The organism is Curtobacterium sp. MCSS17_006 (assembly GCF_003234215.1).
GTDB lineage: Bacteria > Actinomycetota > Actinomycetes > Actinomycetales > Microbacteriaceae > Curtobacterium > Curtobacterium flaccumfaciens.
In genome coordinates this window covers 117,366-141,799 of sequence record NZ_QKSO01000001.1, presented here as the reverse complement: position 1 = coordinate 141,799, position 24,434 = coordinate 117,366, and the positions used below count along the sequence as shown (strand labels likewise).

Genomic DNA, 24,434 nt, shown 5'->3' with positions numbered 1-24,434 from the left:
AAGGAGCTGTCGCCGGTCGTCTCGATAGCCGATCCTTAGCAGGTCAGCCGCCTCGAAGAGCGAGGAAGCTCGAGCAGTGCAAGCGAACATCAAATCGGTGACAGTGCACGGCCGAACTCAGGACCGTGACGCCGACCTCGACCACGTACAGCAGTTCGAAGTTGAGACCGACACGGGACACCGTTACGTGGTCACCTGCGAAGGCCCACCAGCCGGATCTCCCTCAGACCGGAAGGTGACGCTCGCCGATGATGGTCACCTAGTCGGCAGTGTCCGCTTGCTCGGCGCAGGCATGCCTGGCGCGACCAACTACCGTTACAAGAAAGCTGGCGCGCTCCTCGCGGGCGGTAAGCAGTTCGATCTGTGGAACGCGGTGCAGTCCCTGTTGCAGTGATGCCTCTCGGCTGGTCGGGCACTAACCAGCACTCGGCCGTTTGCGGCGCTGTTGAGCGTGTTCGATAGACGATGGTGATCCGGACATCTTGCCGCGCCCTTCAGTGACTGATTCGCTCTCGCGTTAGGCCCGGTTCACGGTTGGGTGCGCAACAGTGCCGACCTCTGCCGTCTCCGGAGGAACCTGGCTCATTCGGGCTTCGGTAAGTGCGACGGCGTCGGTGTACTTCAAGGGCGCCTGACGCCACCAAACGTCACGCCCTCTCATCCGTGACGCGGCGCTCACTCACGATATGTTCGTGACGAGCTACCTCGATGATCGGAGCCCGATGCCTCGCCCCCTCGACGCGGATCGACCACTGGCCGCGTTCCGCTGCGGCGGTTGCGGTGTTGAGTACCCGACGCATCTGCGGAATCGGAAGTACTGCACGAGCGAGTGCCGTCTGCTCTACTCGACGGCACGCACGGGGTGCTGCTACGGATGCCGCACCCAGATCGCGATGGACCTCGATGAGCGGTTCGTCGCGCATGTCACGGGCGAATGGGAAACACTCTCGACCGCGTTCGCGGCTGAGCACGAGGACTGCCGCCGCGGGATCATCGATGAGTCGGGACGGCCGGTCGGTTGCGGATGTTCGCGGTGTAGCCGGGATCGAGGCGATGCCCAGCCACGGATGGGCCTCGCTCCCCCGTCGAAGGCGCGCGAGGTGACACCGGAGTTCGCGAGGAACCGGCCGATCGTGCTCGAGCGCGACGCTTGGGTGTGCCAGATCTGCGCCATCCCGATCGACCGCGACGCGCGATCGTTCGAAGACCTCGCGCCGGCTGTCGACCACATCGTTCGCGTGACCGAGGGCGGAGGCGACGAGCTGGACAACCTTCGCGCGACGCATCGGTGGTGCAATCTCAGGCGCGAGCACTTCTTCTTCGGCGCTGACGGTCTCGTTGCGGAGGCGGCGCGAGCTCGCTTCGGGAGTGCTCTAAAGGGTCTGCGCGCCAGCAAACGAGCAGACGAGCGATGAGTCCGCCAAGCGGCTTCGATGGTGCTGGCTGGTTCGGCGATCTCTCGAAGATCGGCGCACAATTCGGCAGCATCGTGCCGAAATACACGTTCGATCTGCAGCCCGGCCTCCTCGCGAACCCTTCGTGGTACACGCCGAAGACGGACTGGGCGGCCACGATCGCGAGCTCGTCGATCGCCCAGGAGCTGATTCGTAACGTCACGACGAGCTTCTCCAGCCTCGTCGTGCCGGGACTGACGTCGAGCGCGCTCGGTTCAATCCTGGCGAATCTGCCTTCGTGGGAGGACATGGCACGGGGCATCTACCCCGTGAACATCCTCGATGCCGAGGCAGACATCACCATTGCCGAGATGAAGGCCTGGATGCTCGAGGAAGGCCTACCGATTGCGTGGGTGCCTCGTGCGACGACGATCGACGCGTTGCACGCCGCCGGCTCAGCCTCCGCGCGACGGGTCGTCTTCGGTCGACGCTGGAAGACGATCCTGACCGACTGCGAAGCTGTTCTGCAGAAGGTGTCCTCGTCGGAGGTTGCCCCGTTCGCCACGCTCGCGCAGAAGGCGATCGACGGAATCCGAGAAGGTCATCATGAGCTTGCCCAGGCGTTCGTGGCGAACACCCTGGACACGACTACGCGACGCTGGATGTCGACGAGCCTGCGCACAGAGGTGACTTCAGCCTCACCGAAGAAGCGCAAGGATCCGGACACGTTCACATCGCGTCAGTTCTTCGCGTTCGCGCAGCTCCAAGGCATCTACCGGCCGTACTTCCCCGACGACGGCGAACCGATCCCTGCGACGTTCAACCGTCATGCGGCAGCGCACGGGGTCTCACGCAGGCAGTACTCCCGAATCAACTCGGTGATCGGAGCGGCGCATCTCACCAGTTGGCTCTGGTTCGTCGACACGGGCTTGAGCCGGAACTCCTGACCCGTCACTAGATGTTTGACGTCCTGCCGGTGGTCTCATGCGGATCGGCTAACGGACACGTCGTGCAACCCTTTTCCTATGGTCGACGATGAGGTTCCGCTGGCTCGCGGCGACGCTTCCGCGAGCGTCATGCGCGTGGGTGACACCGTTCGGAAGCCTCCTCTTCCATCAACGTTGTCCGTGGCTCGGTTCACCGCCCACCTACGATCCCGAGGTAACGACGTGCCGACTGCGCACGGTCGGGATCGGGATAAGGGCCGCAGCTCTTCGAGACCTCCCGGCAGATCTGTCATTCATTCCGCCCGCGGCCTGGGCTTTTCGGCACGCGACAGCAAACGCTGCAAAACGGCCGCGACACCACGTCTGCAAGCCCCTTGTCCGCAGGCACCGATGCGACACCTTGCGTCGACGCTCACAGCGCGCGACGCCTCGCCGACGTCGCATCGACTAGCGGGCGATCGTGAGGGCCCCGTTGTCCTCGCGGATGCGGCCGTCCTTCGGGACCCACACGCGCAGGCCGTCGAGCCTGCCCGTGGTGAAGGACGAGGCGTCATCCTGCAGCAGCGTGGTCACGGCCTCCGGTGCGGGGAGCCGCTGGTCGCGTCCGACGACGATGGCGACGTAGGGGCCACGGTCGAGTCGGTTGGTGCCGTGGTCGCCGACGTACGGCTGGAAGAGCGTGGGAGTCGCCGACACGAACAGGATCCGACCGTCGGGCACATCGTGTTCCTCGAGGTACCCGGGCAACAGCGCGATCCCGGTCGGGTGCGCCCGCGCGACGGCCTGACTCACCCGGAACGAGGGGACGACGAGCGTCGCGACGAGGACCAGCACGACCGGGACGGTCAGGGCCCTCGGGGGGACGGTGGCGAGGCGTGCGAAGCCGATGGCGGCGAGGACCAGCAGGAACGGCATCCACGCGGTGTAGTAGGTCGGCAGCGCGATCTTCGCGACGACGACGTAGAACCCGACGAGCAGCACCAGGGATGCGCCGACGTACGCGACCAGGCGGTCCGCCTGCACCACCAGGGCAGCGAGCACACCGATCGCGAGGACGACGAGCATCCCCTTGCCGGTGCCGTCGAGCAAGAACCGGAAGCTCGCCCACCACGGTGCGAACGTGTAGATCTGCCCGTCGATCGTGATCGGGTGCCCGTTGGTGTTCTGCCCCTCCTGGAACGCGACCATGTACTGGATCGCCGAACGGATGCCCATCGGGACGTACAGGGCGACGAACGTCACCGTGAAGGCGGCGACCCACAGCGCGCCGCCGACGAGGCCCTTCCGCCAGGCCTTGAACAGGACCGGGAGCAGCAGGAACGCCGGGAGCAGCACGATGGTCGACAGCTTGGACGTGACCGAGGCGGCCATGAGCACGCCGGACACGGGAGCGAGCCACCAGGCCCGCTCGCTGCGGATCCACCACCACGCGGCGACGATCGCGAACACGGCGAAGGCCATCATCACCGGGTCGAGCAGGGCGAGCCGGTCGACCCGGGCACCCGCACCACCACGCGGGGTCAGCCACCACAGCGACGCCGCCAGCAGGGCACCCCAGTACCCGATCTCGCGACGCAGCCACAGGTAGAGGACCACGCCGACCGCGAAGGTGAGCACGCCGACGAGGACCCGCGGGCCGATCGGACCCTGCCCGGTGAGGAGCTGCACGAGCCCGAACAGGTACTTGGCCGTCGGCGGGTGTTCGCGGTTCGCGGTGAAGTCGCCGTGGACGTACTGCCACCCGCTCTGCAGGTAGATGTTCTCGTCGCCGGTGATGTTCGAGCCGGCCAGGTTCCAGAAGCACTGGTAGAGCGCGGCGATCACGACGAGGGAGGCGATCGTCACGCGGAGACGGAGGTCGCCGGCGAACCCGGACACTCGTGATGGCACCAGACGAACTTACTGGCCCTCCGACCGTCTTCGGCATCGACGTGTTAGGTTGTGCACAACCTAATGGAGCGCAACGTGAAACTCACCAGCTGGATCGGCCTCGTCACCGGCGGCCTGCTCGCCGGGCACGGCATCGCCACGGTTCGCCGCACCCCGCTGCGCGCTCGAGCCCAGCAGATGCAGCGACGTGGATTCGAGCCGGGCGTCCCACACGCACTCGGCATCCCTGCCCTGGAAGTCCTGGCCGGGCTCGGACTCGCCACCGCAGCGGTCCGCCGTGCCCCGGGGAGCGACCTGGTCGGCACCGGCTCCGCCGTCGCGGCGACGGCCCTCGGTGGGACCCGGCTCGTGATCGACCGCGAAGACGGCTCGGTGACGAGCACGACCGGCGGTGCTGCCGCACTCACACTCGCCGGCGTGCTGCGGCTGCTCACCTCGACCCGCGGCCGTCCGGTCGCGCGGATCCTCACGCTCGGTTCCGCCGCTGCCGCGATCACGTTCGAGGCCGCACGCCGACGCCGCGTCCTCCGCAGCCGCTGACCTCGCCCCCCACTCCACCGAACCCCACCACGACCGTGAAAGGCACCTCCCCGATGGCAACCCGCACCCCCGCAGTCCGCTCCACCCGCCCCCGGACCATCGTCCGCATCCTGTTCGGTGCGATGCTCACCTGGGCCGGCATCAGTCACCTGACGGTGGCCCGCGAGGAGTTCCAGGCGCAGGTGCCGAAGTTCGTGCCGCTGCCGACGGACGTCACGGTGATCGCCTCCGGTGTGGTGGAGATCTCCCTCGGGGCTGCGCTGATGCTCCTGGCTCGGCGTCAGGTGACCGTCGGGTGGGTCGTCGCGGTGTTCTTCCTCGCGGTCTTCCCCGGCAACATCGCGCAGTGGATGCACCACCGTGACGGGTTCGGCCTGGACACCGACACCAAGCGCTTCGTCCGCCTGCTGTTCCAGCCCGTGCTCATCGCTGTCTCGCTGTGGGCGACGAACGCGCTGCGCAAGCGCCGCTGAACCGGCCCGCGCGAGCGCCACTGACCGACGCTGCACCCGCGCGACCGTGACCATGGGGCAGAATCGGCCCCATGAGCGGGGACGACATGGATCAGCCGCGCGTGGTCGCGGTGAGCAAGGACGGCGAGCACCGGTTCAGCAAGCCGTTGGTCGACGCGGTGACGCTCGTGGCGGGGTGGGGCATCGAGGGGGATGCCCACGCCGGCACGACCGTGCAGCACCGCTCCCGGGTCGCTCGTGACCCCTCCCAGCCGAACCTGCGCCAGGTCCACCTGCTGCACGCCGAGCTGTTCGACGAGGTCGCCGAAGCCGGGTTCAGCGTCGAACCGGGACAGATGGGCGAGAACGTCACGACCAGTGGCATCGACCTGCTCGGGCTGCCCGAGGGAGCAGTGCTGCACCTCGGCGATGACGCCTCCGTGCAGGTCACCGGCCTGCGGAACCCGTGCCAGCAGATCAACGGCTTCGAGCCGGGGCTGCTCCGCGCGGTGTTGGGGCGTGCCGAGGACGGCACGGTCGAGCGCAAGGGTGGGGTGATGAGCGTCGTGCTCACCGGTGGCACGGTCCGGCCGGGCGATCGCATCCGGGTCGAGCTCCCCGACGGCGAACGACGACCCCTCCAGCCAGTCTGATGGCCGAGCGCGTGCGACGCGTCCTGGTACTCGGCGGCACCGGTTGGCTCGGGCGAACGATCGTCGACGAGCTGCTGTCCGAGGGCACCGACGTCACCTGCATCGCCCGGGGCACCACCGGCAGCGTCCCCGAGGGAGCGCGCTTCGTCCAGGCGGATCGAGCCCTGGCCGGCGCGTACGAACAGGCCACCGGGAACTGGGACGAGGTCATCGAGCTCGCAAGCGCCCCCGAACTCGTCGCCCCGGCGCTCGACGCCCTCGCCGACCGGGCCGCGCACTGGACCCTGGTGTCCACGGTCTCGGTGTACGCGGACAACGACGAACCGGGCGCCGACGAGTCCGCCCGGCTGGTGGAGCCGAAGGACCCGTCCGAGTACGCCGACGCGAAGGTCCTCGCCGAGCGCATGACGCGGCTCCGGCTCGGGTCACGGCTGCTCATCGCACGCCCGGGGCTGATCGTCGGCCCTGGCGACCCGAGTGACCGGTTCGGGTACTGGCCGGCACGCTTCGACCGTGGTGGGCCGGTGCTGGTGCCGACGACGGCGGAGCGGTTCGTCCAGGTGATCGACGTTGCGGACCTCGCCGCTTGGATCGTCCGTGCCGGGCGCGAGGGGTTCGTCGGCACGGTCAACGCCGTGGGCGCTCCGGTGCCGATGCAGGAGTTCTTCCGCTGCGTGGCCGAGGTCACCGGCTTCGACGACGAGCTGGTCACGGTCGACGACGACGTCCTGCTTGCACACGACGTGGCCTACTGGGCCGGACCGCGATCACTCCCCCTGTGGATCCCGGTGTCGGAGGCCGGGTTCGCACAGCGCTCCGCGGTGGCGTTCACGGACGCCGGCGGAGTGACCCGACCCCTCCGGGACACCGTCGTGCGCGTGCTCGAGGACGAGCGCGCCCGCGGGACGGATCGGGAACGCCGTGCCGGCCTCATCGCGACCGAGGAACGGGCGATCCCCACCAGGTAGACGCGCGGTCCGCACGAGCGAGGTCAGGACGCGGCGGCAGCCTGCTCGTACAGACTCGTCGCGAGGTCGTTGAGCACCTCGTGCAGTTCGCCCTTGTGCGCCCCGTCGACGGCCCGGAGCATCGCTGCGTACCGCTCCTGGTAGTCCGACACGACGACATGGCCCGGGGGCAGCAGCCGCAGCAGTGAGCCTCGGCGATCGGCCGGGTTCGGTGCGCGTTCGAGCAGGCCGGCGGTGCTCATCCGGTCGATCATGTTCGTCACCGCGCCCGAGGTCAGCCCCAGGTACCCGGCGACCTCGGTCGGCGTGGAGTACCCGGTGTCACTGATGAGCACGAGCGCTCGCAACGCGTTCTCGTGCACGCCCGCACGAGCGCTCAGCTGACTCACCAGGCTCGCGTTCGCACGCACGACGGCGGTGAACGCGGCCATGAGATCGGCCGCGTCGTCGTCGTTGCGTGTTGCTGCCACGAGGGCCCTCTTCCGTGTCGGGTACCGGGGGGACAAGAGGCGTCCCCCGTACTGGGGCAAGTATACGAGTGGTCAACTTGGTGAATCGCTGACTATCTTAACCATTGAAGCAAAACAGCCCGAAGGTCTTGCTCCCCCCGACTTCCTGCAACCACCACCGAACGAAGAGGTACCCCGTGTCCACCAAGCTCCGCACCTCCGCACTGAAGCGGATCCGCTTCGCCCCCGTGGCGCTCCTCGCGGGTATCTTCGCCGCCGTCCTGCTCTCCCTCTCGCTCACCGGCACCCTCTCCGGGTTCGCCGCGAGCATCACCAACAGCAGCAACACCGCCGGCAGCGGCACGCTGATCATGCAGGAGCAGAACGCCGGCGCGACCGTCACCTGCCTCAGCACCGACGGCGGCTCGGTCTCGACGAACTCGGCGACCTGCTCGACGATCAACAAGTTCGGCGGCAGCACGACGATGACCCCGGGCAACACGGTCAACACCGCGATCTCGATCAAGAACACCGGCACCGCGAACGCCAGCACCTTCACGCTGAACCCGGGCGCCACGTGCACCCAGTCGGCCAACGGTTCGGCCAACGGCACCGCGACCGACCTCTGCGCCAAGATGAACCTCGTCGTCACCTCCGGCTCCACCACCGTGTTCAGCGGCACCCTCGCCAGCTTCAAGGGTGCGGCGGCGTCGGCCTTCACGATGCCGCAGGCCCCGGCCGCCGGCGCGAGCGTCCCGTTCAACTTCGCGGTGACCCTCGACTCCTCGGCCGGCAACACCTACCAGGGCCTCGCCGCCTCGGTCCCGATGACCTGGACCTTCACGGCCTGATCCAGCCTGATCCAGCCTGATCCGGCCTGATCCGACCCCCCATCACCCCTCCCCCCAGACCGGCGACGCTCGGCCGACCCCCCTCCGGTCGAGCGTCGCCATTCCCCTGAATCCCCGGAGCAGCGCCCATGAGCCAGACCGCAGCGATCCCGCTCAGCGGCATGCTCGACCGCCCGGTCCTCCGCGGCCGTCAGGTCACCCGCTCCGAGACGGTCCTCGCCTGGTCGGTCGCCGCGATCGCCGCACTGCTCCTCACCGCCGCCGTCCTGTTCCTCTCCGCCGGCGGCCGCTGGTTCGTCGTCGAGACCCCCTCGATGGGCGAAGCCGCCCCGGTCGGCACCCTCGTGCTCGACCTGCCGGTGGACGTCGCCACGCTCAGCGTCGGAGACATCGTCTCGTTCGAGACCTCCGCCAACCCGGACGTCGTCTACACGCACCGCATCGTCTCGATCGACGCGGACGGCGGGATCCACACCCGCGGTGACGTCAACGGCGCGACCGACCCGTGGACGCTCACCCAGGCCGACGTGATCGGCACCCCCGCACTCCTGGTCCCGCGCATCGGCTGGCTGCTCCGGGCCGCTCCGATCCTGCTCATCGGCACGCTGATCATCCTGACCCTGACCAGCGCGTTCACCGACCGGGTGACCCGCACGTGCCTGCGGATCGCGGGCAGCGCCCTCACCGTCGCGTACGCGGCGTTCGTGTTCAAGCCGTTCGTCAACGTGACGACGATCACGAACACCTCGAGCCCGACCGGCGTCGAGGCCACCGTGATCTCGTCGGGGATCTTCCCGGTCCGCGTCGACGCCCACGGCGGCAACAGCGTCCACCTGGTCGACGGTGAGATGGGCAAGGTCGTCATCCACGAGCTGACGAAGAACGGGCACTACCAGCTCATGTCGAACATCGACCTCGACCCCCTGGGTTGGGTCGCCCTGTTCGCCGTGTGCCTCGTGCCGCTCGTGGCGTGCCTGGCGGTCGGCCGCGTCGAGGCGGTGCGTCCCTCGTGATCCTCCGTCGCCTGCGCGACGGTCGCGTCGTCGCCGTCCTCCTCGTGGTCGCCCTGGCCGTCGTCGTCCTGCTGAACCAGTTCGCCCCGACCCGCTCGGCGTACACCGCGCGCGTGACCAACAGCGCGAACACGGCGGCGACCGCCCCGTACTTCACGTGCACCGGTGCCGTCGGCGCCGACACCGCGAACGCGCTGTTCGCCTACCGCCTGATCGAGGCTTCTGGATCGAAGACGGCCACCGACTGGTCGGGTCGCGGCGCGAACGGCACCTACCAGGGCACCATGACCGCGACCACGCCGAGCCCGAACGCCTGCCCGCGTGACAGCGGCAGCGCCTACGCGCTCAACGGCTCCACGAGCTACGTCTCCACCCCGCGCTCGTACGCCAACCCCACGACATTCAGCGAGGAGGTCTGGTTCCGCACCACGGTCGCCGGCGGCATGCTCATCGGCTTCGGCAGCAGTCAGACCGGAGCGTCGAGCCAGCACGACCGGAAGCTCTACCTGACCACCAGCGGCCAGCTCGCGTTCGGCACGTACACCGGCAGTGCCACCCAGGTACTCACCTCGCCGTCGGCCGTCAACGACGGCAGGTGGCACCACACCGTCGCCACGATGTCGCCCACCAACGGCATGCGCCTGTACGTCGACGGCACGCTCGTCGCGTCGAACACGGCCTTCAAGAGCCCCGAGAACTTCACCGGGTACTTCCGCGTCGGCTACGACGTCGTCAGCGGATGGCCGGGTGCCACGAACAACCCGTACTTCACCGGGTCGATGCGGTACGCCGCCGTCTACGGCACGGAACTGACGGCCAGTCAGGTCGCGGCGCACGCGGCCGCCGGTTCCTGACGCACTGACTGCCGGCCTGGAGGCGCACCGCGGCCCCGCCACGGGCCTCCAGTCCGTCCCCTGGTCACGTCGACGACGTGGGCCGGGTTGTCGGACCGGGCCCACCAACCCGCGGATTCGGGCCGACGAATCCCGCTGATCAGGCCTTTTCGTGCCCTCGACCGTGCCAGGATCGTCAGGTCCTGAGACGTCGGAGTCTCCATCCGACCGTCTCGAAAGGCGCCACCCCCATGTCCTTCTGGGCCCTGTTCCTCATCGCGCTCGGCGTCTCCGCAGACGCCTTCGCCGTCGCCCTCGGCAAGGGCCTGCACATGAAGCGCTTCGACGTGCGGCACGCGATCGTGATCGCGCTGACGTTCGGGGTGTTCCAGGCGGTGATGCCGTTGCTCGGCTGGCTGCTCGGGTCGGCGTTCGCGCAGTACATCGCGGCCTTCGACCACTGGGTCGCGTTCGGGCTGCTCGCGCTGATCGGCGGGAAGATGCTGTGGGAGGCGTTCTCGAAGCACGAGGACACCGAGCAGGACACCGATCGGCTGCCGGTCCGCGAGCTCCTCGTGCTGGCGGTCGCGACCAGCATCGACGCCCTGGCGGTGGGCGTCACCCTGGCGTTCCTGCCCGTGTCGATCGGCGGCGCGGTGCTGCTCATCGGGATCACCACCGCGGTGCTGTCGTTCGTCGGGGTCCTGGTCGGTCGTCGTGTCGGTGCCCGTTTCGGCAAGCCGGCGGAGATCGCGGGTGGCGTCGTCCTGATCCTGATCGGCCTGAACATCGTGCTGGAGCACACCGGCGTCATCGGCTGAGGCCACGGTCCGGAACCAGCCCCAGACAGACCGGAGGCCCGTGGCGAGCTGCCACGGGCCTCCGTTCTGGTGCTGGTGGGTGTCAGTAGCTGCCCATGCTGCCCGCCGGAGCGTTCGCGACGACAGCGATCACGAAGATGATCCAGATGATGCCGAAGACGAGCGACAGGGCGCTGATGATGATGCCGGCGAGGGCGAGGCCGCGGCCGCGCTCCCCGGTCTTCTTGATCTGCGAGAGCGCGATGATCGACACGACGAGGCCGGCGATGTTCACCACGAAGGCCAGGACGAACCCGACGATCGCCATGACGTTGAAGCGGTCGGACGACGGCTGCATCGGAGCGCCGTAGGGCTGCCCGCCGGCGGCGTAGGGGTTCGGGTTCTGCTGGTTGTACTGGGGCGTGCCGTCACTCATGGCGCCGCGTCCTCTCTGATCAGGGGGATGTCTACACAGGAAACGTACAGGACCAGCGGGCCGTACGGGGCGGTGGGATCAGGCAGGACCGCACCCGTCAGATGTCGAGCACCCCGTCCACAGCGTCCGACCGGTCAGCGATGTGGCCGGTGGCGATCTCCTCCTCCAGGTGCACCGTGACGTAGGTCCAGTCCTCCACGTGCCCGGCGTCGTCGAACACCCGGTAGCGCCGACGGAGCCGCAGGTACGGCACGGCGCGGTGCTCGAACGACACCACGAGCTCGGTCGCCGGCCACTCCCCCTCGACGGTGACCTCGACCGCCCGGTAGTCACTCGCCGACCGGCGGGGCTCCGGGTGGTCGCGGGTCCACAGGATGCCGGGCTGGTCGAGGGCCTCGAACACGTCCACGAGGTCCGCGACCGCGCGCTCCCGTGCGGCAGCGTCCAGGTCGTGCAACGGCCAGTGCGCGCCCTCGACGTCGGTCAGGTCGAACCGCTCCGTCCACGGAGCGCGGGCTGCTTCCAGACGCTCCTGCTCGTCCTCCCACGACGTCTCGTCCTCGTCGTTCGCGGGGCGGGACGGCAGGTCCTCCGTGGTCACGGTGGCGGGGAGGCCGCCGGTCAGGTCGAGGTCGACCTCGCGGGAGACGTAGACGACGTTCCGGAACACGGACGCGTCGGGCTCCAGTCGCGGACCGGTCGGTGCGTACCGGATGGTGAGGACCGAGCCGGTACGGCGGACGTCCTCGACCAGGTGGTCGACGGCGATCGTCGTCCGGCTGCCGTCGGTCCGGACGAGCACCAGTTCAGTCGACGGGGTCGGCAGGGGCGGAGCGGGTTCCGCCTGCGGTTCAGGCGGCGGGACGAAGCCGCCCTCGACGCCGCCGAAGCTGACGCTCCAGTACCGGGGCCCATCGTCGTCATCGTCGTCCAGCAGCTCGGGCTCGTCGTCCTCCGGCTCCTCGCCGGCCGCCAGCGTCGCCGCCCACTCCTCCGGCGACGGCCAGAACGGCTCCGACGGCGCCCACGGCAGGGTCTCCGGGTCGACGCCGTCGAGCGGGTCGTCCGAGTCCTCGTCGTCCTCGACTGCCTCGTCGTCCTCCGGATCCCCGAGGCCCTCGTCCTCGTCCTCACCCATCCACATGGACGCGTCACGTGGGTCGCCGATCCACAGCCCCTCGACGTCCGCCCCGAGCACCCGTCGATCCCCGAGGTCGACCGCGCACGTCACCCCGGTCGGCGTGACGTGCACGGCCGTCCGCGACTCTGTGTCGAGGTCGCCTTCAGCGTCCTCGCGCGACACGTAGACCACCCAAGCGCCCTCGTCGGTCGCGAGGACCCCGATCTCGTCGACCGCACCGTCCGGCAACGGGGCGTCCGGCCACGTCACCCACCGCACGTCGTCGCCCGTGACGATCGCCGCGACCGGTCGTGTGGCGTCCGGCACGATCGTCGCGTCACCGACGCCGACGGCGTCGATCGGCTCGAGGAAGCTGCTCATGCAGCGACCGTACCGCGGCCCTCTGGCCGGGCCGTGAACAGCCGGGAGGCTCGTGGCGGGCCCGCACCGCGCCTCCCGTCCGTCCGTTCCCGGTCCACCTGCCGGACCCGCCGCAGCCGTCGGGCGCATGATGGGCGGATGGCACGCATCCTCGTCACCGGATCCACCGACGGCCTCGGGCGGGGAACCGCCGACTCGCTGCTCCGCAGCGGGCACGACGTCGTCGTCCACGCGCGCAACCGGGCCCGCGCCGAGGCGGTCGCCGACCTGGTGGAGCGCGGCGCCGAACTCGTCGTCGCCGACCTGGCGGACCGCGACGCCGTGATCGCCACCGCCCGGGAACTCGACGCTGGCACCCCGCTCGACGCCGTCGTGCACAACGCCGGCGTGATCTCGGGCCGTTCCCTGGTGCCCGTCAACGTCGTGGCGCCCTACCTGTTCACCGCGTTGCTGCGCTCGCCGGAGCGGCACGTGTACCTGAGCAGCGGGATGCACCGGGGCGGCCGCCCGCGCCTGGACACCGTCGACTGGACCGGCGCTTCGGAGACGAACTCGTACTCCGACACGAAGCTGTTCGTGACGGCGCTCGCCGCCGAGGTGCCGCTCCGGCGCCCGGGCGTGCTGAGCAACGCCGTCGACCCGGGCTGGGTGGCGACCAAGATGGGCGGGGCCGGCGCTCCCGACGACTTCGAGCTGGGACACCGCACGCAGGAGACGCTCGCGACCGACCCAGACCAAACCGTGACAGGCGGTTACTGGTTCCACGGGGAGCGGCAGGAACCGCACCCGGCGGTCGCGGACCAGCGGTTCCGCACCGCACTGCTCGACGCGCTCGGCGAGGCCACCGGCATCACGCTCTGAGTCGCTGACGGAACCGCCGCGACCGGTCGGGTGCTCCTGCGAAGGCGTTCGTGGCGTCCGGACGAGGATGGCGTCGAGACGACGAACGGAGGACCCGGTGACCCTCGGCCTGCACAACGGATCGAGTGGGTGGCAGCGCGTGCGACGGCACGGCCTGCTCCTCGCGAACGTCGCCGTCTTCGTCGTGTGCTTCGTCGGCATGGTGTTCGCCGGGTGGCGGGTGTCCGCGGCAGACGCGCTGCAGCACGGCGAGGCGGCCGTGTCGCTCTGGGGCTTCCTGACGAGCGGCGACTTCGCCGAGGCGACCTTCGAGAACTGGGAGAGCGAGTTCCTGCAGATGGGCGCGTACATCGTGTTCACGGTGTTCCTGTTCCAGAAGGGGTCGAGCGAGTCCGAGCCCCTGGACGAACAGAGCCCGCAGGACGAGGACCCCCGGGAGCACGCCGACGACCCGAAGGCCCCGTGGCCGGTGCGCCGGGGCGGGATCGTGCTCGTGCTGTACGAGAACTCGCTGCTGATCCTGTTCGCGGTGCTGTTCCTCGGCAGTGTCGTCGGGCACGTGATCGGTGGCGCTGCGGCCTACAACGAGGAGCAGCTCGAGCACGGCGACAGCGTGGTCTCGGCGTGGGGCTACCTCGGCACGAGCCAGTTCTGGTTCGAGTCGATGCAGAACTGGCAGTCGGAGTTCCTGGTCATCTCGGTGATGGTGATCGCCACCGTGTCCCTGCGGCAACGAGGGTCGAGCCAGTCGAAGCCCGTGGCCGCACCGACGGAGCAGACCGGGGCCTGAGCCGACCCGGCTGACGATGATCGCGGGGTTTCCCCACCGACCACGGGGGGCAGCACCGGTGTGCGGGCGGACCCCCGCAGCGAGGCTGGTGCCGGGCAATAAGCTCGTCACCGACACGAAGAGGTCCGCATGTACACCGCCGTCGCCACCCCGGGCGAACCCACCACCCTCCCCCGGTTCCGACCGTTCCGAGCCGTCGCCGACGGCAGCACCTGGCGGGCCTTCGCGTTCCACGCCGCGCACCTGCCGATCGCGATCGCCGCGCTGGCCTGGTTCGTCGTCGTGCTGGCCGTCGGCATCCCGGTGTCGCTGACCTGGGTCGGCCTGGTCGTCGCCGCGTTCCTGCTCGGTGGGTCGCACTGGTTCGCCGCGCTCACCCGCCGGATGTCCGCCGCGCTGCTCGGGCAGGTCGTCGTCGCTCCGGCACCGCCCCGTGCAGGTTCGACGCCGCTCGGCACCGCGTTCGCCCGGCTGTCGGACGGCCCGACCTGGCGGGCGTTCGCGTACCTGCTCGCGGGGTTCGTGCTGACCACGACCACGTTCGCCGTCTCGACCGCGGTGCTCGTGAGCGGTCTGGGCGCGATGACCCACGCGGCGTGGGGGCACTTCCTGCCGGCGCAGCGGGGCGCGGACGGCGAGCTCCACAGCGGTGCGCAGTTCCTCGGCGTGTACGTCGACACCCCGCCGCTGCAGGTCGCGTTCGCGGTGCTGGGCCTGCTCATCGTGCTGTTCCTCTGGCCCGCGGTGAACCACGGGCTCGCGGCACTGCAGCGTGTGGTCATCCGCGCCCTGCTCGGTGCCACCGCCCGCGACCTGCGGCTCCGCCAGGTCACGGCCTCGCGCGACGCCGCCGTGCTCGACGCCGACACCACCCTGCGCCGCATCGAGCGGGAGCTGCACGACGGCACCCAGGCCCGGCTCGTCGGCCTGGCGATGACCCTCGGCGACGCCCGCGACCGCCTGCAGACCGGCGCTGACCCGGACGCGGTCACCGCACTGGTCGACCGGGCGCACGCGTCGACCAAGGAGGCCCTGGTCGAGCTCCGCGCCCTGGCCCGCGGCATCCACCCGCCCGTCCTCGACGAGGGGCTCGAGGCCGCGCTGACCTCGGCGTGCTCCCGGACCCCGTTCCCCGTCGCGCTGTCGGTGGACCTGCCCGTCCGGCCGTCCCGCGTCGTCGAGGGCATCGCGTACTTCGGGGTGCTCGAGCTGCTGACGAACGTGTCGAAGCACGCCGGAGCCTCGGCCACCGCCGTCCGGGTCGGCATGCTCGGCACCGACCTGCTCGTCGAGGTCGAGGACGACGGCCACGGCGGGGCCCACGTCGCGCTCGGCACCCCCGACGGTCACGGCACCGGCCTGGCCGGCGTGCTCGAACGGCTGCGCGCCGTCGACGGTGACCTGCAGGTGGACAGCCCCGCCGGCGGCCCGACCCGCGTCCGGATGCGCATGCCGAGCGGAGCCGAACGGTGAGGATCGTCGTCGCCGACGACAACACGATCGTGCGCGAGGGGCTGACGTCGCTGCTACGCGGTCGCGGGCACGAGGTCGTGCCGGTGTCGGACGGCGACGCCGCGGTGGCCGCCGTCGCGCACGGCGCGGTCGACGTCGTGGTGATGGACATCCGGATGCCGCCGACCCACACCGACGAGGGCGTCCGTGCGGCCGTGCGGGTGAAGGACGTCCGGCCCGACGTCGGGGTGCTCCTGTTCTCGCAGTACGCCGAGGCGCAGTGGGCGCGGGCGCTGCTCGACGTCGCCACGGTCGGCGTCGGGTACCTGCTCAAGGACCAGGTCGCCGAGGTCGGCACCTTCATCGACTCGCTGCACCAGGTCGCAGCGGGCAACGTGGTGCTCGACCCCGAGGTGGCGGCCGCACTGGTCCAGGCGCCGCGTGCCACGAGCGGTCCGCTCGACTCGCTGACCGCCCGCGAGACCGACGTGCTGCGTCTGATGGCCGAGGGCCGGTCGAACGCCGCGATCGCGGACACCCTGTTCCTGTCCGGCGGGACCGTCGAGAAGCACGTCACCGCCGTCTTCACGAAGCTCGGGCTCGAGGCGACGCCGAACGAGAACCGGCGGGTGCTCGCGGTCCTGCGGTTCCTGGCGGACTGAGCGGGGCCCTGGACGGGCCGAGCCTGGACGGGAGGCCCGTGGCGGGCCCGCCACGGGCCTCCCGTCCGGTCCGCACCGCGCTGGTGCGGTAGGTTCCTGCCGAACGCAGTCCGCACGTGAGAGGGGGCGCCCGATGGCGCAGGGGCACCGCTCTCCGCCCACGATGAGCGACGTCGCCGCCGTGGCGGGTGTCTCGAAGAAGACCGTCTCGAACGTGCTGTCCGGCTACGAACACGTCTCCGTCCGCACCCGTGACCGTGTGATGGCCGCCGTCGACGAGCTCGGCTACGAGCTCAACGTCTCGGCCCGGAACTTCCGCGCCGGACGCTCCAAGGTGCTCGGGCTCGCGGTGCCGGAACTGCGGCAGGCGTACTTCGCGGAACTCGCCGATGCCGTCATCCGCGCTGCCGGAGCCGTGGGCTACACGGTGCTCATCGAGCAGACCGCGAGCGGCGTGCGCGAGGCGGACGCGATCACCCGGATGCGCGAGCACTCCATCGACGGCATCATCTACAGCCCGCTGACCGTCCGGCCGAGCGACGCCGCCGCGCTCGAGGTGAAGTTCCCCCTCGTCGTGCTCGGCGAGCCGATCCCGGACGCCCCCGTGCCGTTCATCGCCATGTCGAACGCGGACGCGCTGCGGGACGCGACCGCCCACCTGCTCGACGCCGGTCGCCGGTCGATCGCGTTCATCGGCTCCGACCCGTCGGGACCCGTGCGCACGGCGCAGGAGCGACTGCGGGGCTACCGCGAGGCGCTCGACGACCACGGTGTGCCGTTCGCGCCCGAGCGGGTCGTGCCGACCGCGCTGTGGCACCGGGCCGAGGGTGCGGCGGCTGCGCGCCAACTCCTCGACGCCGGCGTGCCGGTCGACGGGATCGTCTGCTGCAACGACGCGCTGGCGCTCGGGGCGATGAGTGCCCTGCAGCTCGCGGGCCGGACCGTACCGGACGACGTCGCGGTCGTCGGGTTCGACGACATCGAGGAGTCGGCGTACTCGACCCCGGCGCTGACCACGGTGTCGGCCGACCTGGACCGCGTCGCGGCGACGGCGGTCGGGGTGCTCGTCGCCCAGCTCGAGGAGGGCGCCCCGGCGGCACCGGGGGTGCTGCGCTCGCGCCACGCGCTGGTGGTGCGGGCGTCGTCAGCGACCCGCTAGGGACTGGAGGCCCGTGGCGGACCCGCCACGGGCCTCCAGTCCGTCCCGGTGCCGCGTCTCAGGCCGCGACCGGCTCCGCAGGCCGGTCACGCAGTGCCGGGCAGTGCTCGGCGGTGGGGTGCTCGGTGATCGCGATGACCTGGTCGAGCCGCCCCCGGACCGCCTCGAGCTCGGCCAGCTGCGCGGTGATCCGGTCCCGCTCCGCGATGAGCAGCGCGAACGACTCCGGCGTCGACTCCCCGCGGTCGACGCAGGGCAGCAGCTGCACGATCGTGCGGCTCGCGAGCCCGGCGGCGAACAGCTGCTGCACGAGCTGGACCCGCTCGACGGCTGCGTCCGTGTAGATCCGCTGCCCGCTCGCGGTGCGCGACGCGGTGAGCATCCCCTGCTCCTCGTAGTACCGCAGCGAGCGGACGCTGACGCCGGTCTCTGCTGCGAGGTCACCGATGCGCATGGTGCTCCGATCCGGGGCTTGCCCCTGACATGAATGTGAGGTCTTAGCGTAGCCGAGCCGATGCGGGAGACACCCGAGCGGCAGGAGGAGACACCATGGAGATCGCTGGATCGGTCGCACTCGTCACCGGCTCGAACCGCGGCATCGGACGCCGCTTCGCTCTGCAGCTGCTGGAGCGCGGAGCCACCAAGGTCTACGCGACCGCACGTCGACCCGAGCTCGTGGACATCGAGGGCGTCGTCGCGCTGCCCCTCGACATCACCGACCAGGCATCGATCGACGCGGCGGCTGCCGCCGCGGGCGACGTCACCCTGCTCGTGAACAACGCCGGCATCTCGACGACGGGCTCGCTGCTCACCGACGACCTCACCGATGCGCGCCGCGAGATGGACACGCACTACTGGGGCAACCTCGCGATGATCCGGGCGTTCGCGCCGGTGATCGAGCGCAACGGTGGCGGCGGCATCGTGAACGTCCTGTCCGCACTGTCCTGGTTCGTCTACCCGGGATCCGGCGCGTACGCGGCGGCGAAGGCCGCCGAGTGGAACCTGACGAACGCCGTCCGGTTGGAGCTCGCAGGCAAGGGGATCAGCGTGCAGGGGCTGCACCTCGGTGCGGCGGACACCGACATGATGGACGGCTACGAGGGGCCGAAGGTCGACCCGGCCGACGTGGCGCGGGCCGCGCTGGACGGCGTCGAGCGGGGTGCGGCAGAGGTCGTCGTCGACGACTGGAGCCGGATGGTGAAGGCGTCGCTCGCCGATGCACCGGAGCGCTTCTACGCGCAGTTCGCCTGAGCGTCGCCCCTGACTGGGGGCGTGTCCGCGCAGCGCAGTCCTGGACCCGGTGCGCGGTCATCGGCGAGCATGGACCCCGATCAGGAGCGGGGGCACGTCGCCTGCCGCTGGAAGGGAACCATGCGTCCTGTCAGGAACGCGCTGAGCACCGGGGCGATCGTCGCGATCCTCGCCGGTCTCACCATCACCGCAGCACCCGCCCAGGCGGCGACCCCGGGGGCCGGCGCGAGCTGCGCCCCCGGGGCCCTGTCGGTGCAGACGCTCGAGAGCGGCTGCACCGCGACCTCCGGCACGGTCGTGACGCCGGACGGCCGCACCTTCGCGCTCCCCGCGCCGGGTGAGAGCGTCATGGCGAGCAGCTCGGCCGCCCCCGGGGCGCCCGAACTCGCCGACGTCCTCATCGCCAACAACGGCTCCGCCGGTGTCGCCGTCCGCGTGGACGAGGCCTGGACCGGTTCGGCCCCCGCCGTCCAGCAGGAGCGTGCGCAGGGCCAGGCCGCGACGGCACAGGCCGCTCCCGCCGCGACGACCGCTGCGACCACGAAGTGCACGAGCACGGCGTACAAGGCGTCCGGCTACACCTGGCCGAGCACGGTCAAGTGGTACTACAACCAGACCGACCAGAAGTCGACGTACGCCAAGGACGCCCTGCGCAAGGGTGCTAACGCGTGGAACGGCACGATCTCGGCATGTGACCGCACCGTCACGTCGACGGCGAAGAACGACTACCTGCGTCTCGCGACCCAGAAGCCCAACCTCACCGACCAGGGCGGCTGCTCGCGGAACAACGGCTACAACGTGATGGGCTGGGGCAAGCTCCCGACCGGGACCCTCGGCGTGACGTGCGTCTGGTTCGACGGCAACGGCAACGCCCGCGAGGCCGACCAGCGCTACGCCACCGGCTTCAAGTGGAGCTCGACGGCCACCTGCTCGGGCGCGCGCTTCGACACCCAGGTCGTCGCGACGCACGAGTGGGGCCACCTGTACGGCCTCGACCACGTCGCCACCGGCACCGGCCAGGTCATGGAGCCGTCCGGCGGCTACTGCGAGCTCGACGGCCGCACGCTCGGCCGTGGCGACATGACGGGCATCTCGACGCTCTACTGAGCTCGACGCTCTGCAGGGACACGGACGGGGTCGTGGCGGAGAACCGCCGCGACCCCGTTGGTCTGTCGGTCTCGGTCAGGCCGCGTCGGCGCGGTCGGTCCTGGTCAGACCGCGTCGGCGCGCAGGAACTCCGCCACCGGAGTCGACCCCGTGTTGAACCGGAACGTGTTGCCCGCCGTGCCGGGGTTCTCGACCACGTCGGCGACCACGTGCGCCACGTCACCGCGCGGCACCTGGGTCGACGAGCCGTCCCAGTCGACGGAGCCGGTCGGCTCGTCGTCGGTCAGGGTGCTCGGGGCGACGATCGTCCACTGCAGCCCCGAGTCGCGGAGCACGGCGTCGGCGATCATCTTCGACTGCGCGTACGCGAAGAAGTCCTGGTCCTGCGGGACGCCGTGGTCGAGCTGCGAGCCCGAGAACGACACCATCACGTAGCGGTCGACGCCGGCCAGCTTCGCCCCCTGGATCGACAGCACCGCAGCGTCGCGGTCGATCGCCCAGGTCCGGTCGACGGACCCGCCACCGGCACCGGCCGACCACACCACGGCGTCGTGCCCGCGGACGAGTTCGGCGAAGTCGTTCAGGGACTGCTGCTGGATGTCCGCGACGAGCGGTTCGCCGCCGTGGGCTCGGATCTCGTCGGACTGGTCGGCGTTCCGGATGACGGAGGTGACCGTGTGTCCGCGCTCGGACAGGATGCGGGTGGCGAGGAGTGCGACCTTGCCGTGGCCGCCGAAGACGATGACGTTGCTCATGGGCCGGACGCTACTCGGGGCGGCTCCGTGCCCGGGGAGCGCCCGGGGAACGCTCGCGTCCGTCCGTCGCCCGCGATGCTCGGAACACCCGAGGTCACCGTGCGTACCGTCGGGGGCAACACGACAGGAGTCACGATGAGCAAGCAGCACGAGCAGCACACCCTGGTCCGCACCCTGGTCCTCGGCATCATGAGCGGCGGCCGGAGCGCCACCCCGCTCGCCGTCCTCGCACTGAACCACGACCGGTCCTCGCTGAAGGGTTCGTGGCAGCAGTGGAAGGTCTTCAGCACCCCGGTCGGCCGCGGGCTGCTCGTCGCCTCCGCCGTCGGTGAGCTCATCGGCGACAAGCTGCCGAAGACCCCGAACCGCATCGCCCCGTCCGCACTGCTCGGACGGATCGCGTCCGGTGCCCTCGCCGGTGCCGCCCTCGGCACCACGGGCAAGCGCGACCTGCGCATCGAGGGCGCGATCCTCGGTGGCGTCGGTGCCCTCGTCGGCAGCTTCGTCGGCTGGGGTGCGCGCAAGGCCCTCGGGGGCGCGGGCCTGCCCGACCCCGTCGTCGCGCTCGCCGAGGACGCCGCGACCATCGCCGGCTCCGTGAAGGTCATCACCGCCGACTGAGCGCTGCGCTCGCCGGCGCTGCGCTCGCCGGCGCTCGCCGCTTGCGCCGTGCGTGCCGCGGGCGCGTTTCGTGAGCAGGAACGGTCGGGTCGCACCGCCGCACCCGACCATTCCTGCTCACGATCCGCACGCCTCGGCCTACGGTGGCCTCCATGCACATCGTCGTCATCGGAGCCACCGGCCACATCGGCTCGTTCCTCGTCCCCCGTCTCGTCCGCTCGGGTCACCGGGTCGTCGCCGTCACCCGCGGCACGAGCACCCCGTACGCCGACGCCCCGGAGTGGCAGCAGGTCGAGCGGATCACCGCCGACCGCGAGCAGGAGGACCGCGACGGCACCTTCGGCAGCCGCATCGCCGCGCTCGGTGCCGACGCCGTCGTCGACCTCGTCTGCTTCACCGAGTCCTCCGCCGCAGCGCTGGTCGACGCGCTCCGCGGCACCGGTACGCACCTGGTGCACTGCGGCTCGATCTGGCGCGCCGGCGTCTCGCACGTGCTGCCGATCACCGAGCAGAACGCAACCCCGCCGTTCGGTGACTACGGAGTCCAGAAGGACGCCATCGCCCGGATGCTCAAGGAAGAAACCGCATCAGGCGGTTTGGTCACGACGTCGCTGCACCCCGGTCACATCAGCGGTCCGGGCTGGACGCCGATCGGTCCGCTCGGCAACCTCGACACGTCGGTGCTGACGAAGCTGTCCGCCGGCGAACCGCTCGAGGTCCCCGGTCTCGGCGCCGAGACGATGGCCCACGTGCACGCCGACGACGTCGCGCAGGCGTTCCAGCTCGCGGTCGAGCACCGCGATGCGGCGGCGGGCGAGGACTTCTTCGTCACGGCTCCGACGGCGCTCACCGCGCGCGGGTACGCCCACCTGGCAGCGTCGTGGTTCGGCCAGGAGGCCCGGCTCGACCCCGTCACGTGGGACCGGTTCCGCGAGACCACGGCTCCAGAGCACGCTGACGCCAGCTGGGAACACCTGTCCCGCAGCCAGGTCTTCAGCACCGAGAAGGCGAGTCGTCTGCTCGGCTACGCACCGGCGTTCACCGCCGAGGAGACCGTGCTGGACGCCGTGCGCTGGCTCGTCGACCACCGTGAGCTCGAGGTCGCGAACCCCCTGGTCCGCTGAGCCCCGTGGTCAGACCCGCTCCGGCTCGACCACGAGCCCACGGTTCCGGTGCACGACCCAGACCGTCGCGGCGAACCCGGTCAGCACAGCGGCGCCGATCGTGATCGCTGTCCAGCCCCCGGCGTTCCACAGCACCGACGCCAGCGCGGAGCCGATCGCCCCGCCGATGAAGTTCGAGGTGACGAAGGCCGTGTTGAGCCGGCTCCGCGCGGCCGGGTCGACCGAGAAGAGCCGGGTCTGGTTGAGCACGTTCGCGGCCTGCACGGCGACGTCGAGCAGCAGCACGGCGAGCAGCACCACGACGATCGAGTGCGCACCGATCCCGGCGACGACCAGGGAGACGAGCAGGAGCACGATCGCTCCCCCGGTGACGGGGACCGACAGCCCCCGGTCGTGCAGTCGCCCCACCCGCTGCGCCGCCACGGCACCCGCGAGCCCCACCAGGCCGACCAGCCCGATGCTGCTGGTGGAGAAGTCGTAGGGGTCGCTGCTCAGCAGGAACGTCAGCGCGGTCCAGAACATCGTGAACACGGCGAACACCGACGAGCTGATCACGAGCGTGACCTGCACGGTCCGGTGGGTCCGGACGGCACGGAACACCGACAGGATGAGCTGCGGGTACGCCACCCCGCCGCGGGCCTCGAGCTCGGGGATGGCCCGCCGCAGCAGCACGGCGAGGACGACCGCGACGACGGCGGCGAGCACGTAGATCGCGCGCCACCCGAACGCGTCCGCGACCAGGCCGCTGATCGTCCGCGACACGAGGATGCCGGTGAGCACCCCGGACGCGATCGTGCCGACCACGCGTCCGCGCTGCGCGGGGTCGGCGAGGTCCCCGGCCAGCGGGATGAGGAGCTGCCCGGCGACCGTGGTCAGCCCGACCAGCGCCAGGGCGACCAGGAGCGTCGCGAAGGTCGGAGCGATAGCGGCGAGCAGCAGCGCGACGGCGGAGGCGACGAGCACCCAGGGGATCAGGCGTCGGCGGTCGAGGACGTCCCCGAGCGGCACGACGAGCAGGATGCCGAGGGCGTAGCCGACCTGGGTCAGCGTGACGAGCAGCCCGGCGAGCGACGCCGAGGTGCCGAGCGACGATGCGATGTCGTCGAGCAGTGGCTGCGACCAGTACAGGTTGCCGACCGCTGCTCCCCCGGCGACGGCGAACAGCAGCGTCCGGCCCGTCGACATCGAGTGGTCGGTGGTCATGCTGCGGGTGCTCCCTCGTTCACGGCGGCCAGGGCGTTCAACGTGCGCGGGTAGCCGATGAGCGGGACGAGCACGGTCAGGACGTCCAGCATCTGCTGGCGGGTGTTCCCGACGTTCAGGTTGCCGGCCACGTGCCCCTGCACCTGGGCGTCGGCACCGCCGAGCGCCGCGAGCAGCGCGAAGGTCAGGAGTTCACGGGTGGGCAGCGGCAACCCGTCCCGGCCGACGGTGTCCCCGAAGCAGTTGCCGGACAGGAACCGCTGGAAGTGCACGGCGTCCGCGGGGGCGTTCTCGTACATCGCGTCGACGCGATCCGCACCGACGACGGCGCCCTGCACCGCTCGGCCGCGCTCGAGCCGGTCCGCCGGGGTGGTCGTCGACTGCCCAGCCAAAGGCAGAGTGACCCCGCGGGCGACCAGTACGGCGTTGGTGATCGTCAGGAAGTCGCCGACTCGTGCGGAACCGACGTAGGCCACGGCCTGGTAGACGATCTCCTTCGCCTCGGTGGGCGAGAGCGGGCCGTCGAGGGCCGCGTCCAGCAGGTCGCGGAACGCCGTCGGCGCCCCGGCCGCGATCGTCGCACCGAGCTGGACGACCACGCGGTCGTGCTCGCTGAGTGCTGCGTTCCGCAGGGTCTCGTCCACGAAGTCGGCGTGGTACCGGGCGAACTCGGGGTCGGTGTCAGCGAAGGTCATGTCCTCGACGCTAGGGCCGACCGCGGA

Annotated in this window: 28 protein-coding genes; 20 read left to right on the top strand and 8 right to left on the bottom strand. The window is 70.6% G+C overall.

Going from position 1 to position 24,434, the window contains the following annotated elements:
- The first annotated feature begins 76 nt into the window (after positions 1 to 76).
- The 3 genes from DEJ21_RS17890 to DEJ21_RS00740 all read left to right on the top strand — a co-directional run bounded on the left by DEJ21_RS17890 (position 77) and on the right by DEJ21_RS00740 (position 2,341).
- Positions 77 to 394 carry a hypothetical protein gene (locus tag DEJ21_RS17890; RefSeq protein WP_146247666.1) on the top strand — a complete coding sequence of 106 codons (318 nt, stop codon included), beginning with the start codon at positions 77 to 79 and terminating at the stop codon, positions 392 to 394.
- Positions 395 to 692: 298 nt separating this feature from the next.
- A complete protein-coding gene (locus DEJ21_RS00745) occupies positions 693 to 1,415 on the top strand; it encodes an HNH endonuclease (protein WP_181435742.1) in 723 nt (240 codons plus the stop codon).
- The gene (locus tag DEJ21_RS00740; RefSeq protein WP_111223407.1) at positions 1,412 to 2,341 is read left to right on the top strand and encodes a hypothetical protein; all 930 of its coding nucleotides are present in this window, start codon (positions 1,412 to 1,414) and stop codon (positions 2,339 to 2,341) included. Before DEJ21_RS00745 ends, DEJ21_RS00740 begins: the two co-directional genes overlap by 4 nt.
- 447 nt (positions 2,342 to 2,788) lie before the next feature.
- Here DEJ21_RS00740 and DEJ21_RS00735 read toward each other — a convergent pair whose 3' ends face one another.
- The gene (locus DEJ21_RS00735; RefSeq protein WP_181435741.1) at positions 2,789 to 4,231 is read right to left on the bottom strand and encodes a glycosyltransferase family 39 protein; all 1,443 of its coding nucleotides are present in this window, start codon (positions 4,229 to 4,231) and stop codon (positions 2,789 to 2,791) included.
- 75 nt (positions 4,232 to 4,306) lie between these two features.
- On the opposite strand from DEJ21_RS00735, the gene DEJ21_RS00730 reads away from it, so the two are divergent.
- The 4 genes from DEJ21_RS00730 (at position 4,307) to DEJ21_RS00715 (ending at position 6,844) form a co-directional block, all read left to right on the top strand.
- Positions 4,307 to 4,771 carry a hypothetical protein gene (locus DEJ21_RS00730; protein ID WP_146247665.1) on the top strand — a complete coding sequence of 155 codons (465 nt, stop codon included), beginning with the start codon at positions 4,307 to 4,309 and terminating at the stop codon, positions 4,769 to 4,771.
- A gap of 53 nt (positions 4,772 to 4,824) precedes the next feature.
- Positions 4,825 to 5,244, top strand: a complete 420-nt coding sequence (locus DEJ21_RS00725; RefSeq protein ID WP_027466888.1) for a MauE/DoxX family redox-associated membrane protein — start codon at positions 4,825 to 4,827, stop codon at positions 5,242 to 5,244.
- 71 nt (positions 5,245 to 5,315) lie between these two features.
- Entirely contained in the window at positions 5,316 to 5,876 is a 561-nt protein-coding gene (locus DEJ21_RS00720) for an MOSC domain-containing protein (RefSeq protein WP_228516464.1), read from the top strand.
- A complete protein-coding gene (locus DEJ21_RS00715) occupies positions 5,876 to 6,844 on the top strand; it encodes an NAD-dependent epimerase/dehydratase family protein (RefSeq protein ID WP_111223404.1) in 969 nt (322 codons plus the stop codon). Before DEJ21_RS00720 ends, DEJ21_RS00715 begins: the two co-directional genes overlap by 1 nt.
- Positions 6,845 to 6,867: 23 nt before the next feature.
- Here the strand turns inward: DEJ21_RS00715 and DEJ21_RS00710 are convergent, their stop codons facing one another.
- Positions 6,868 to 7,314 (bottom strand): MarR family winged helix-turn-helix transcriptional regulator, encoded by a 447-nt coding sequence (locus DEJ21_RS00710; RefSeq protein ID WP_111223403.1) that lies wholly within the window; start codon positions 7,312 to 7,314, stop codon positions 6,868 to 6,870.
- 176 nt (positions 7,315 to 7,490) lie between these two features.
- Here DEJ21_RS00710 and DEJ21_RS00705 point away from each other — a divergent pair, with 176 nt between their 5' ends.
- The 4 genes from DEJ21_RS00705 (at position 7,491) to DEJ21_RS00690 (ending at position 10,811) form a co-directional block, all read left to right on the top strand.
- Positions 7,491 to 8,144: a hypothetical protein gene (locus tag DEJ21_RS00705; RefSeq protein ID WP_027466885.1), complete on the top strand. Its 654-nt coding sequence runs from the start codon at positions 7,491 to 7,493 to the stop codon at positions 8,142 to 8,144.
- 128 nt (positions 8,145 to 8,272) lie between these two features.
- Positions 8,273 to 9,157 (top strand): S26 family signal peptidase, encoded by an 885-nt coding sequence (locus DEJ21_RS00700; RefSeq protein ID WP_111045713.1) that lies wholly within the window; start codon positions 8,273 to 8,275, stop codon positions 9,155 to 9,157.
- Entirely contained in the window at positions 9,154 to 10,011 is an 858-nt protein-coding gene (locus tag DEJ21_RS00695; RefSeq protein WP_111223402.1) for a LamG domain-containing protein, read from the top strand. Before DEJ21_RS00700 ends, DEJ21_RS00695 begins: the two co-directional genes overlap by 4 nt.
- Before the next feature lie 230 nt (positions 10,012 to 10,241).
- On the top strand, positions 10,242 to 10,811 hold the full coding sequence (locus DEJ21_RS00690; RefSeq protein WP_027466883.1) for a manganese efflux pump MntP family protein: 570 nt from the start codon (positions 10,242 to 10,244) through the stop codon (positions 10,809 to 10,811).
- A gap of 82 nt (positions 10,812 to 10,893) precedes the next feature.
- Here the strand turns inward: DEJ21_RS00690 and DEJ21_RS00685 are convergent, their stop codons facing one another.
- The gene (locus tag DEJ21_RS00685) at positions 10,894 to 11,226 is read right to left on the bottom strand and encodes a DUF4190 domain-containing protein (protein WP_111223401.1); all 333 of its coding nucleotides are present in this window, start codon (positions 11,224 to 11,226) and stop codon (positions 10,894 to 10,896) included.
- A gap of 97 nt (positions 11,227 to 11,323) precedes the next feature.
- Positions 11,324 to 12,727, bottom strand: coding sequence for a hypothetical protein (locus DEJ21_RS00680; protein WP_111223400.1), 1,404 nt, complete (start codon positions 12,725 to 12,727; stop codon positions 11,324 to 11,326).
- Positions 12,728 to 12,865: 138 nt separating this feature from the next.
- On the opposite strand from DEJ21_RS00680, the gene DEJ21_RS00675 reads away from it, so the two are divergent.
- The 5 genes from DEJ21_RS00675 to DEJ21_RS00655 all read left to right on the top strand — a co-directional run bounded on the left by DEJ21_RS00675 (position 12,866) and on the right by DEJ21_RS00655 (position 17,651).
- A complete protein-coding gene (locus DEJ21_RS00675) occupies positions 12,866 to 13,588 on the top strand; it encodes an SDR family NAD(P)-dependent oxidoreductase (RefSeq protein WP_111223399.1) in 723 nt (240 codons plus the stop codon).
- A gap of 97 nt (positions 13,589 to 13,685) precedes the next feature.
- Positions 13,686 to 14,378, top strand: a complete 693-nt coding sequence (locus DEJ21_RS00670; protein ID WP_164941154.1) for a DUF6766 family protein — start codon at positions 13,686 to 13,688, stop codon at positions 14,376 to 14,378.
- Between the two features lie 129 nt (positions 14,379 to 14,507).
- Entirely contained in the window at positions 14,508 to 15,851 is a 1,344-nt protein-coding gene (locus DEJ21_RS00665) for a sensor domain-containing protein (RefSeq protein ID WP_111223398.1), read from the top strand.
- Positions 15,848 to 16,492, top strand: coding sequence for a response regulator transcription factor (locus DEJ21_RS00660; protein WP_027466877.1), 645 nt, complete (start codon positions 15,848 to 15,850; stop codon positions 16,490 to 16,492). The genes DEJ21_RS00665 and DEJ21_RS00660 overlap by 4 nt, the downstream gene beginning before the upstream one ends.
- Positions 16,493 to 16,655: 163 nt before the next feature.
- Positions 16,656 to 17,651 (top strand): LacI family DNA-binding transcriptional regulator, encoded by a 996-nt coding sequence (locus DEJ21_RS00655; protein ID WP_181435740.1) that lies wholly within the window; start codon positions 16,656 to 16,658, stop codon positions 17,649 to 17,651.
- A gap of 58 nt (positions 17,652 to 17,709) precedes the next feature.
- On the opposite strand, the gene DEJ21_RS00650 is transcribed toward DEJ21_RS00655, so the two are convergent.
- The gene (locus DEJ21_RS00650; RefSeq protein ID WP_111223396.1) at positions 17,710 to 18,105 is read right to left on the bottom strand and encodes a MerR family transcriptional regulator; all 396 of its coding nucleotides are present in this window, start codon (positions 18,103 to 18,105) and stop codon (positions 17,710 to 17,712) included.
- Between the two features lie 95 nt (positions 18,106 to 18,200).
- On the opposite strand from DEJ21_RS00650, the gene DEJ21_RS00645 reads away from it, so the two are divergent.
- Together DEJ21_RS00645 and DEJ21_RS00640 are read left to right on the top strand one after the other, a co-directional pair.
- Entirely contained in the window at positions 18,201 to 18,902 is a 702-nt protein-coding gene (locus DEJ21_RS00645) for an SDR family oxidoreductase (RefSeq protein WP_111223395.1), read from the top strand.
- 120 nt (positions 18,903 to 19,022) lie between these two features.
- Positions 19,023 to 20,009 (top strand): matrixin family metalloprotease, encoded by a 987-nt coding sequence (locus DEJ21_RS00640; RefSeq protein ID WP_111223394.1) that lies wholly within the window; start codon positions 19,023 to 19,025, stop codon positions 20,007 to 20,009.
- Between the two features lie 104 nt (positions 20,010 to 20,113).
- On the opposite strand, the gene DEJ21_RS00635 is transcribed toward DEJ21_RS00640, so the two are convergent.
- Positions 20,114 to 20,764, bottom strand: a complete 651-nt coding sequence (locus DEJ21_RS00635; RefSeq protein WP_111223393.1) for an NAD(P)H-binding protein — start codon at positions 20,762 to 20,764, stop codon at positions 20,114 to 20,116.
- A gap of 135 nt (positions 20,765 to 20,899) precedes the next feature.
- Here DEJ21_RS00635 and DEJ21_RS00630 point away from each other — a divergent pair, with 135 nt between their 5' ends.
- Together DEJ21_RS00630 and DEJ21_RS00625 are read left to right on the top strand one after the other, a co-directional pair.
- On the top strand, positions 20,900 to 21,385 hold the full coding sequence (locus tag DEJ21_RS00630) for a DUF4126 family protein (RefSeq protein WP_181435739.1): 486 nt from the start codon (positions 20,900 to 20,902) through the stop codon (positions 21,383 to 21,385).
- Positions 21,386 to 21,537: 152 nt separating this feature from the next.
- Positions 21,538 to 22,509, top strand: a complete 972-nt coding sequence (locus tag DEJ21_RS00625; RefSeq protein ID WP_111223391.1) for an NAD(P)-dependent oxidoreductase — start codon at positions 21,538 to 21,540, stop codon at positions 22,507 to 22,509.
- 9 nt (positions 22,510 to 22,518) lie between these two features.
- On the opposite strand, the gene DEJ21_RS00620 is transcribed toward DEJ21_RS00625, so the two are convergent.
- Complete coding sequence (locus DEJ21_RS00620; RefSeq protein ID WP_111223390.1) at positions 22,519 to 23,712, bottom strand: MFS transporter; 1,194 nt, start codon at positions 23,710 to 23,712, stop codon at positions 22,519 to 22,521.
- Positions 23,709 to 24,407 (bottom strand): carboxymuconolactone decarboxylase family protein, encoded by a 699-nt coding sequence (locus DEJ21_RS00615; protein ID WP_111223389.1) that lies wholly within the window; start codon positions 24,405 to 24,407, stop codon positions 23,709 to 23,711. The genes DEJ21_RS00620 and DEJ21_RS00615 overlap by 4 nt, the downstream gene beginning before the upstream one ends.
- Between the last annotated feature and the right edge of the window lie 27 nt (positions 24,408 to 24,434).

What these genes read in the sequence shown, in the direction of transcription:
- DEJ21_RS00740 (WP_111223407.1), top strand. Translation starts at nt 1,412, where the DNA reads ATGAGTCCGCCAAGCGGCTTCGATGGTGCTGGCTGGTTCGGCGATCTC.
- DEJ21_RS00725 (WP_027466888.1), top strand. Translation starts at nt 4,825, where the DNA reads ATGGCAACCCGCACCCCCGCAGTCCGCTCCACCCGCCCCCGGACCATC.
- DEJ21_RS00720 (WP_228516464.1), top strand. Translation starts at nt 5,316, where the DNA reads ATGAGCGGGGACGACATGGATCAGCCGCGCGTGGTCGCGGTGAGCAAG.
- DEJ21_RS00715 (WP_111223404.1), top strand. Translation starts at nt 5,876, where the DNA reads ATGGCCGAGCGCGTGCGACGCGTCCTGGTACTCGGCGGCACCGGTTGG.
- DEJ21_RS00700 (WP_111045713.1), top strand. Translation starts at nt 8,273, where the DNA reads ATGAGCCAGACCGCAGCGATCCCGCTCAGCGGCATGCTCGACCGCCCG.
- DEJ21_RS00690 (WP_027466883.1), top strand. Translation starts at nt 10,242, where the DNA reads ATGTCCTTCTGGGCCCTGTTCCTCATCGCGCTCGGCGTCTCCGCAGAC.
- DEJ21_RS00685 (WP_111223401.1), bottom strand. Translation starts at nt 11,226, where the DNA reads ATGAGTGACGGCACGCCCCAGTACAACCAGCAGAACCCGAACCCCTAC.
- DEJ21_RS00680 (WP_111223400.1), bottom strand. Translation starts at nt 12,727, where the DNA reads ATGAGCAGCTTCCTCGAGCCGATCGACGCCGTCGGCGTCGGTGACGCG.
- DEJ21_RS00675 (WP_111223399.1), top strand. Translation starts at nt 12,866, where the DNA reads ATGGCACGCATCCTCGTCACCGGATCCACCGACGGCCTCGGGCGGGGA.
- DEJ21_RS00665 (WP_111223398.1), top strand. Translation starts at nt 14,508, where the DNA reads ATGTACACCGCCGTCGCCACCCCGGGCGAACCCACCACCCTCCCCCGG.
- DEJ21_RS00655 (WP_181435740.1), top strand. Translation starts at nt 16,656, where the DNA reads ATGAGCGACGTCGCCGCCGTGGCGGGTGTCTCGAAGAAGACCGTCTCG.
- DEJ21_RS00650 (WP_111223396.1), bottom strand. Translation starts at nt 18,105, where the DNA reads ATGCGCATCGGTGACCTCGCAGCAGAGACCGGCGTCAGCGTCCGCTCG.
- DEJ21_RS00645 (WP_111223395.1), top strand. Translation starts at nt 18,201, where the DNA reads ATGGAGATCGCTGGATCGGTCGCACTCGTCACCGGCTCGAACCGCGGC.
- DEJ21_RS00640 (WP_111223394.1), top strand. Translation starts at nt 19,023, where the DNA reads ATGCGTCCTGTCAGGAACGCGCTGAGCACCGGGGCGATCGTCGCGATC.
- DEJ21_RS00635 (WP_111223393.1), bottom strand. Translation starts at nt 20,764, where the DNA reads ATGAGCAACGTCATCGTCTTCGGCGGCCACGGCAAGGTCGCACTCCTC.
- DEJ21_RS00630 (WP_181435739.1), top strand. Translation starts at nt 20,900, where the DNA reads ATGAGCAAGCAGCACGAGCAGCACACCCTGGTCCGCACCCTGGTCCTC.
- DEJ21_RS00625 (WP_111223391.1), top strand. Translation starts at nt 21,538, where the DNA reads ATGCACATCGTCGTCATCGGAGCCACCGGCCACATCGGCTCGTTCCTC.
- DEJ21_RS00620 (WP_111223390.1), bottom strand. Translation starts at nt 23,712, where the DNA reads ATGACCACCGACCACTCGATGTCGACGGGCCGGACGCTGCTGTTCGCC.
- DEJ21_RS00615 (WP_111223389.1), bottom strand. Translation starts at nt 24,407, where the DNA reads ATGACCTTCGCTGACACCGACCCCGAGTTCGCCCGGTACCACGCCGAC.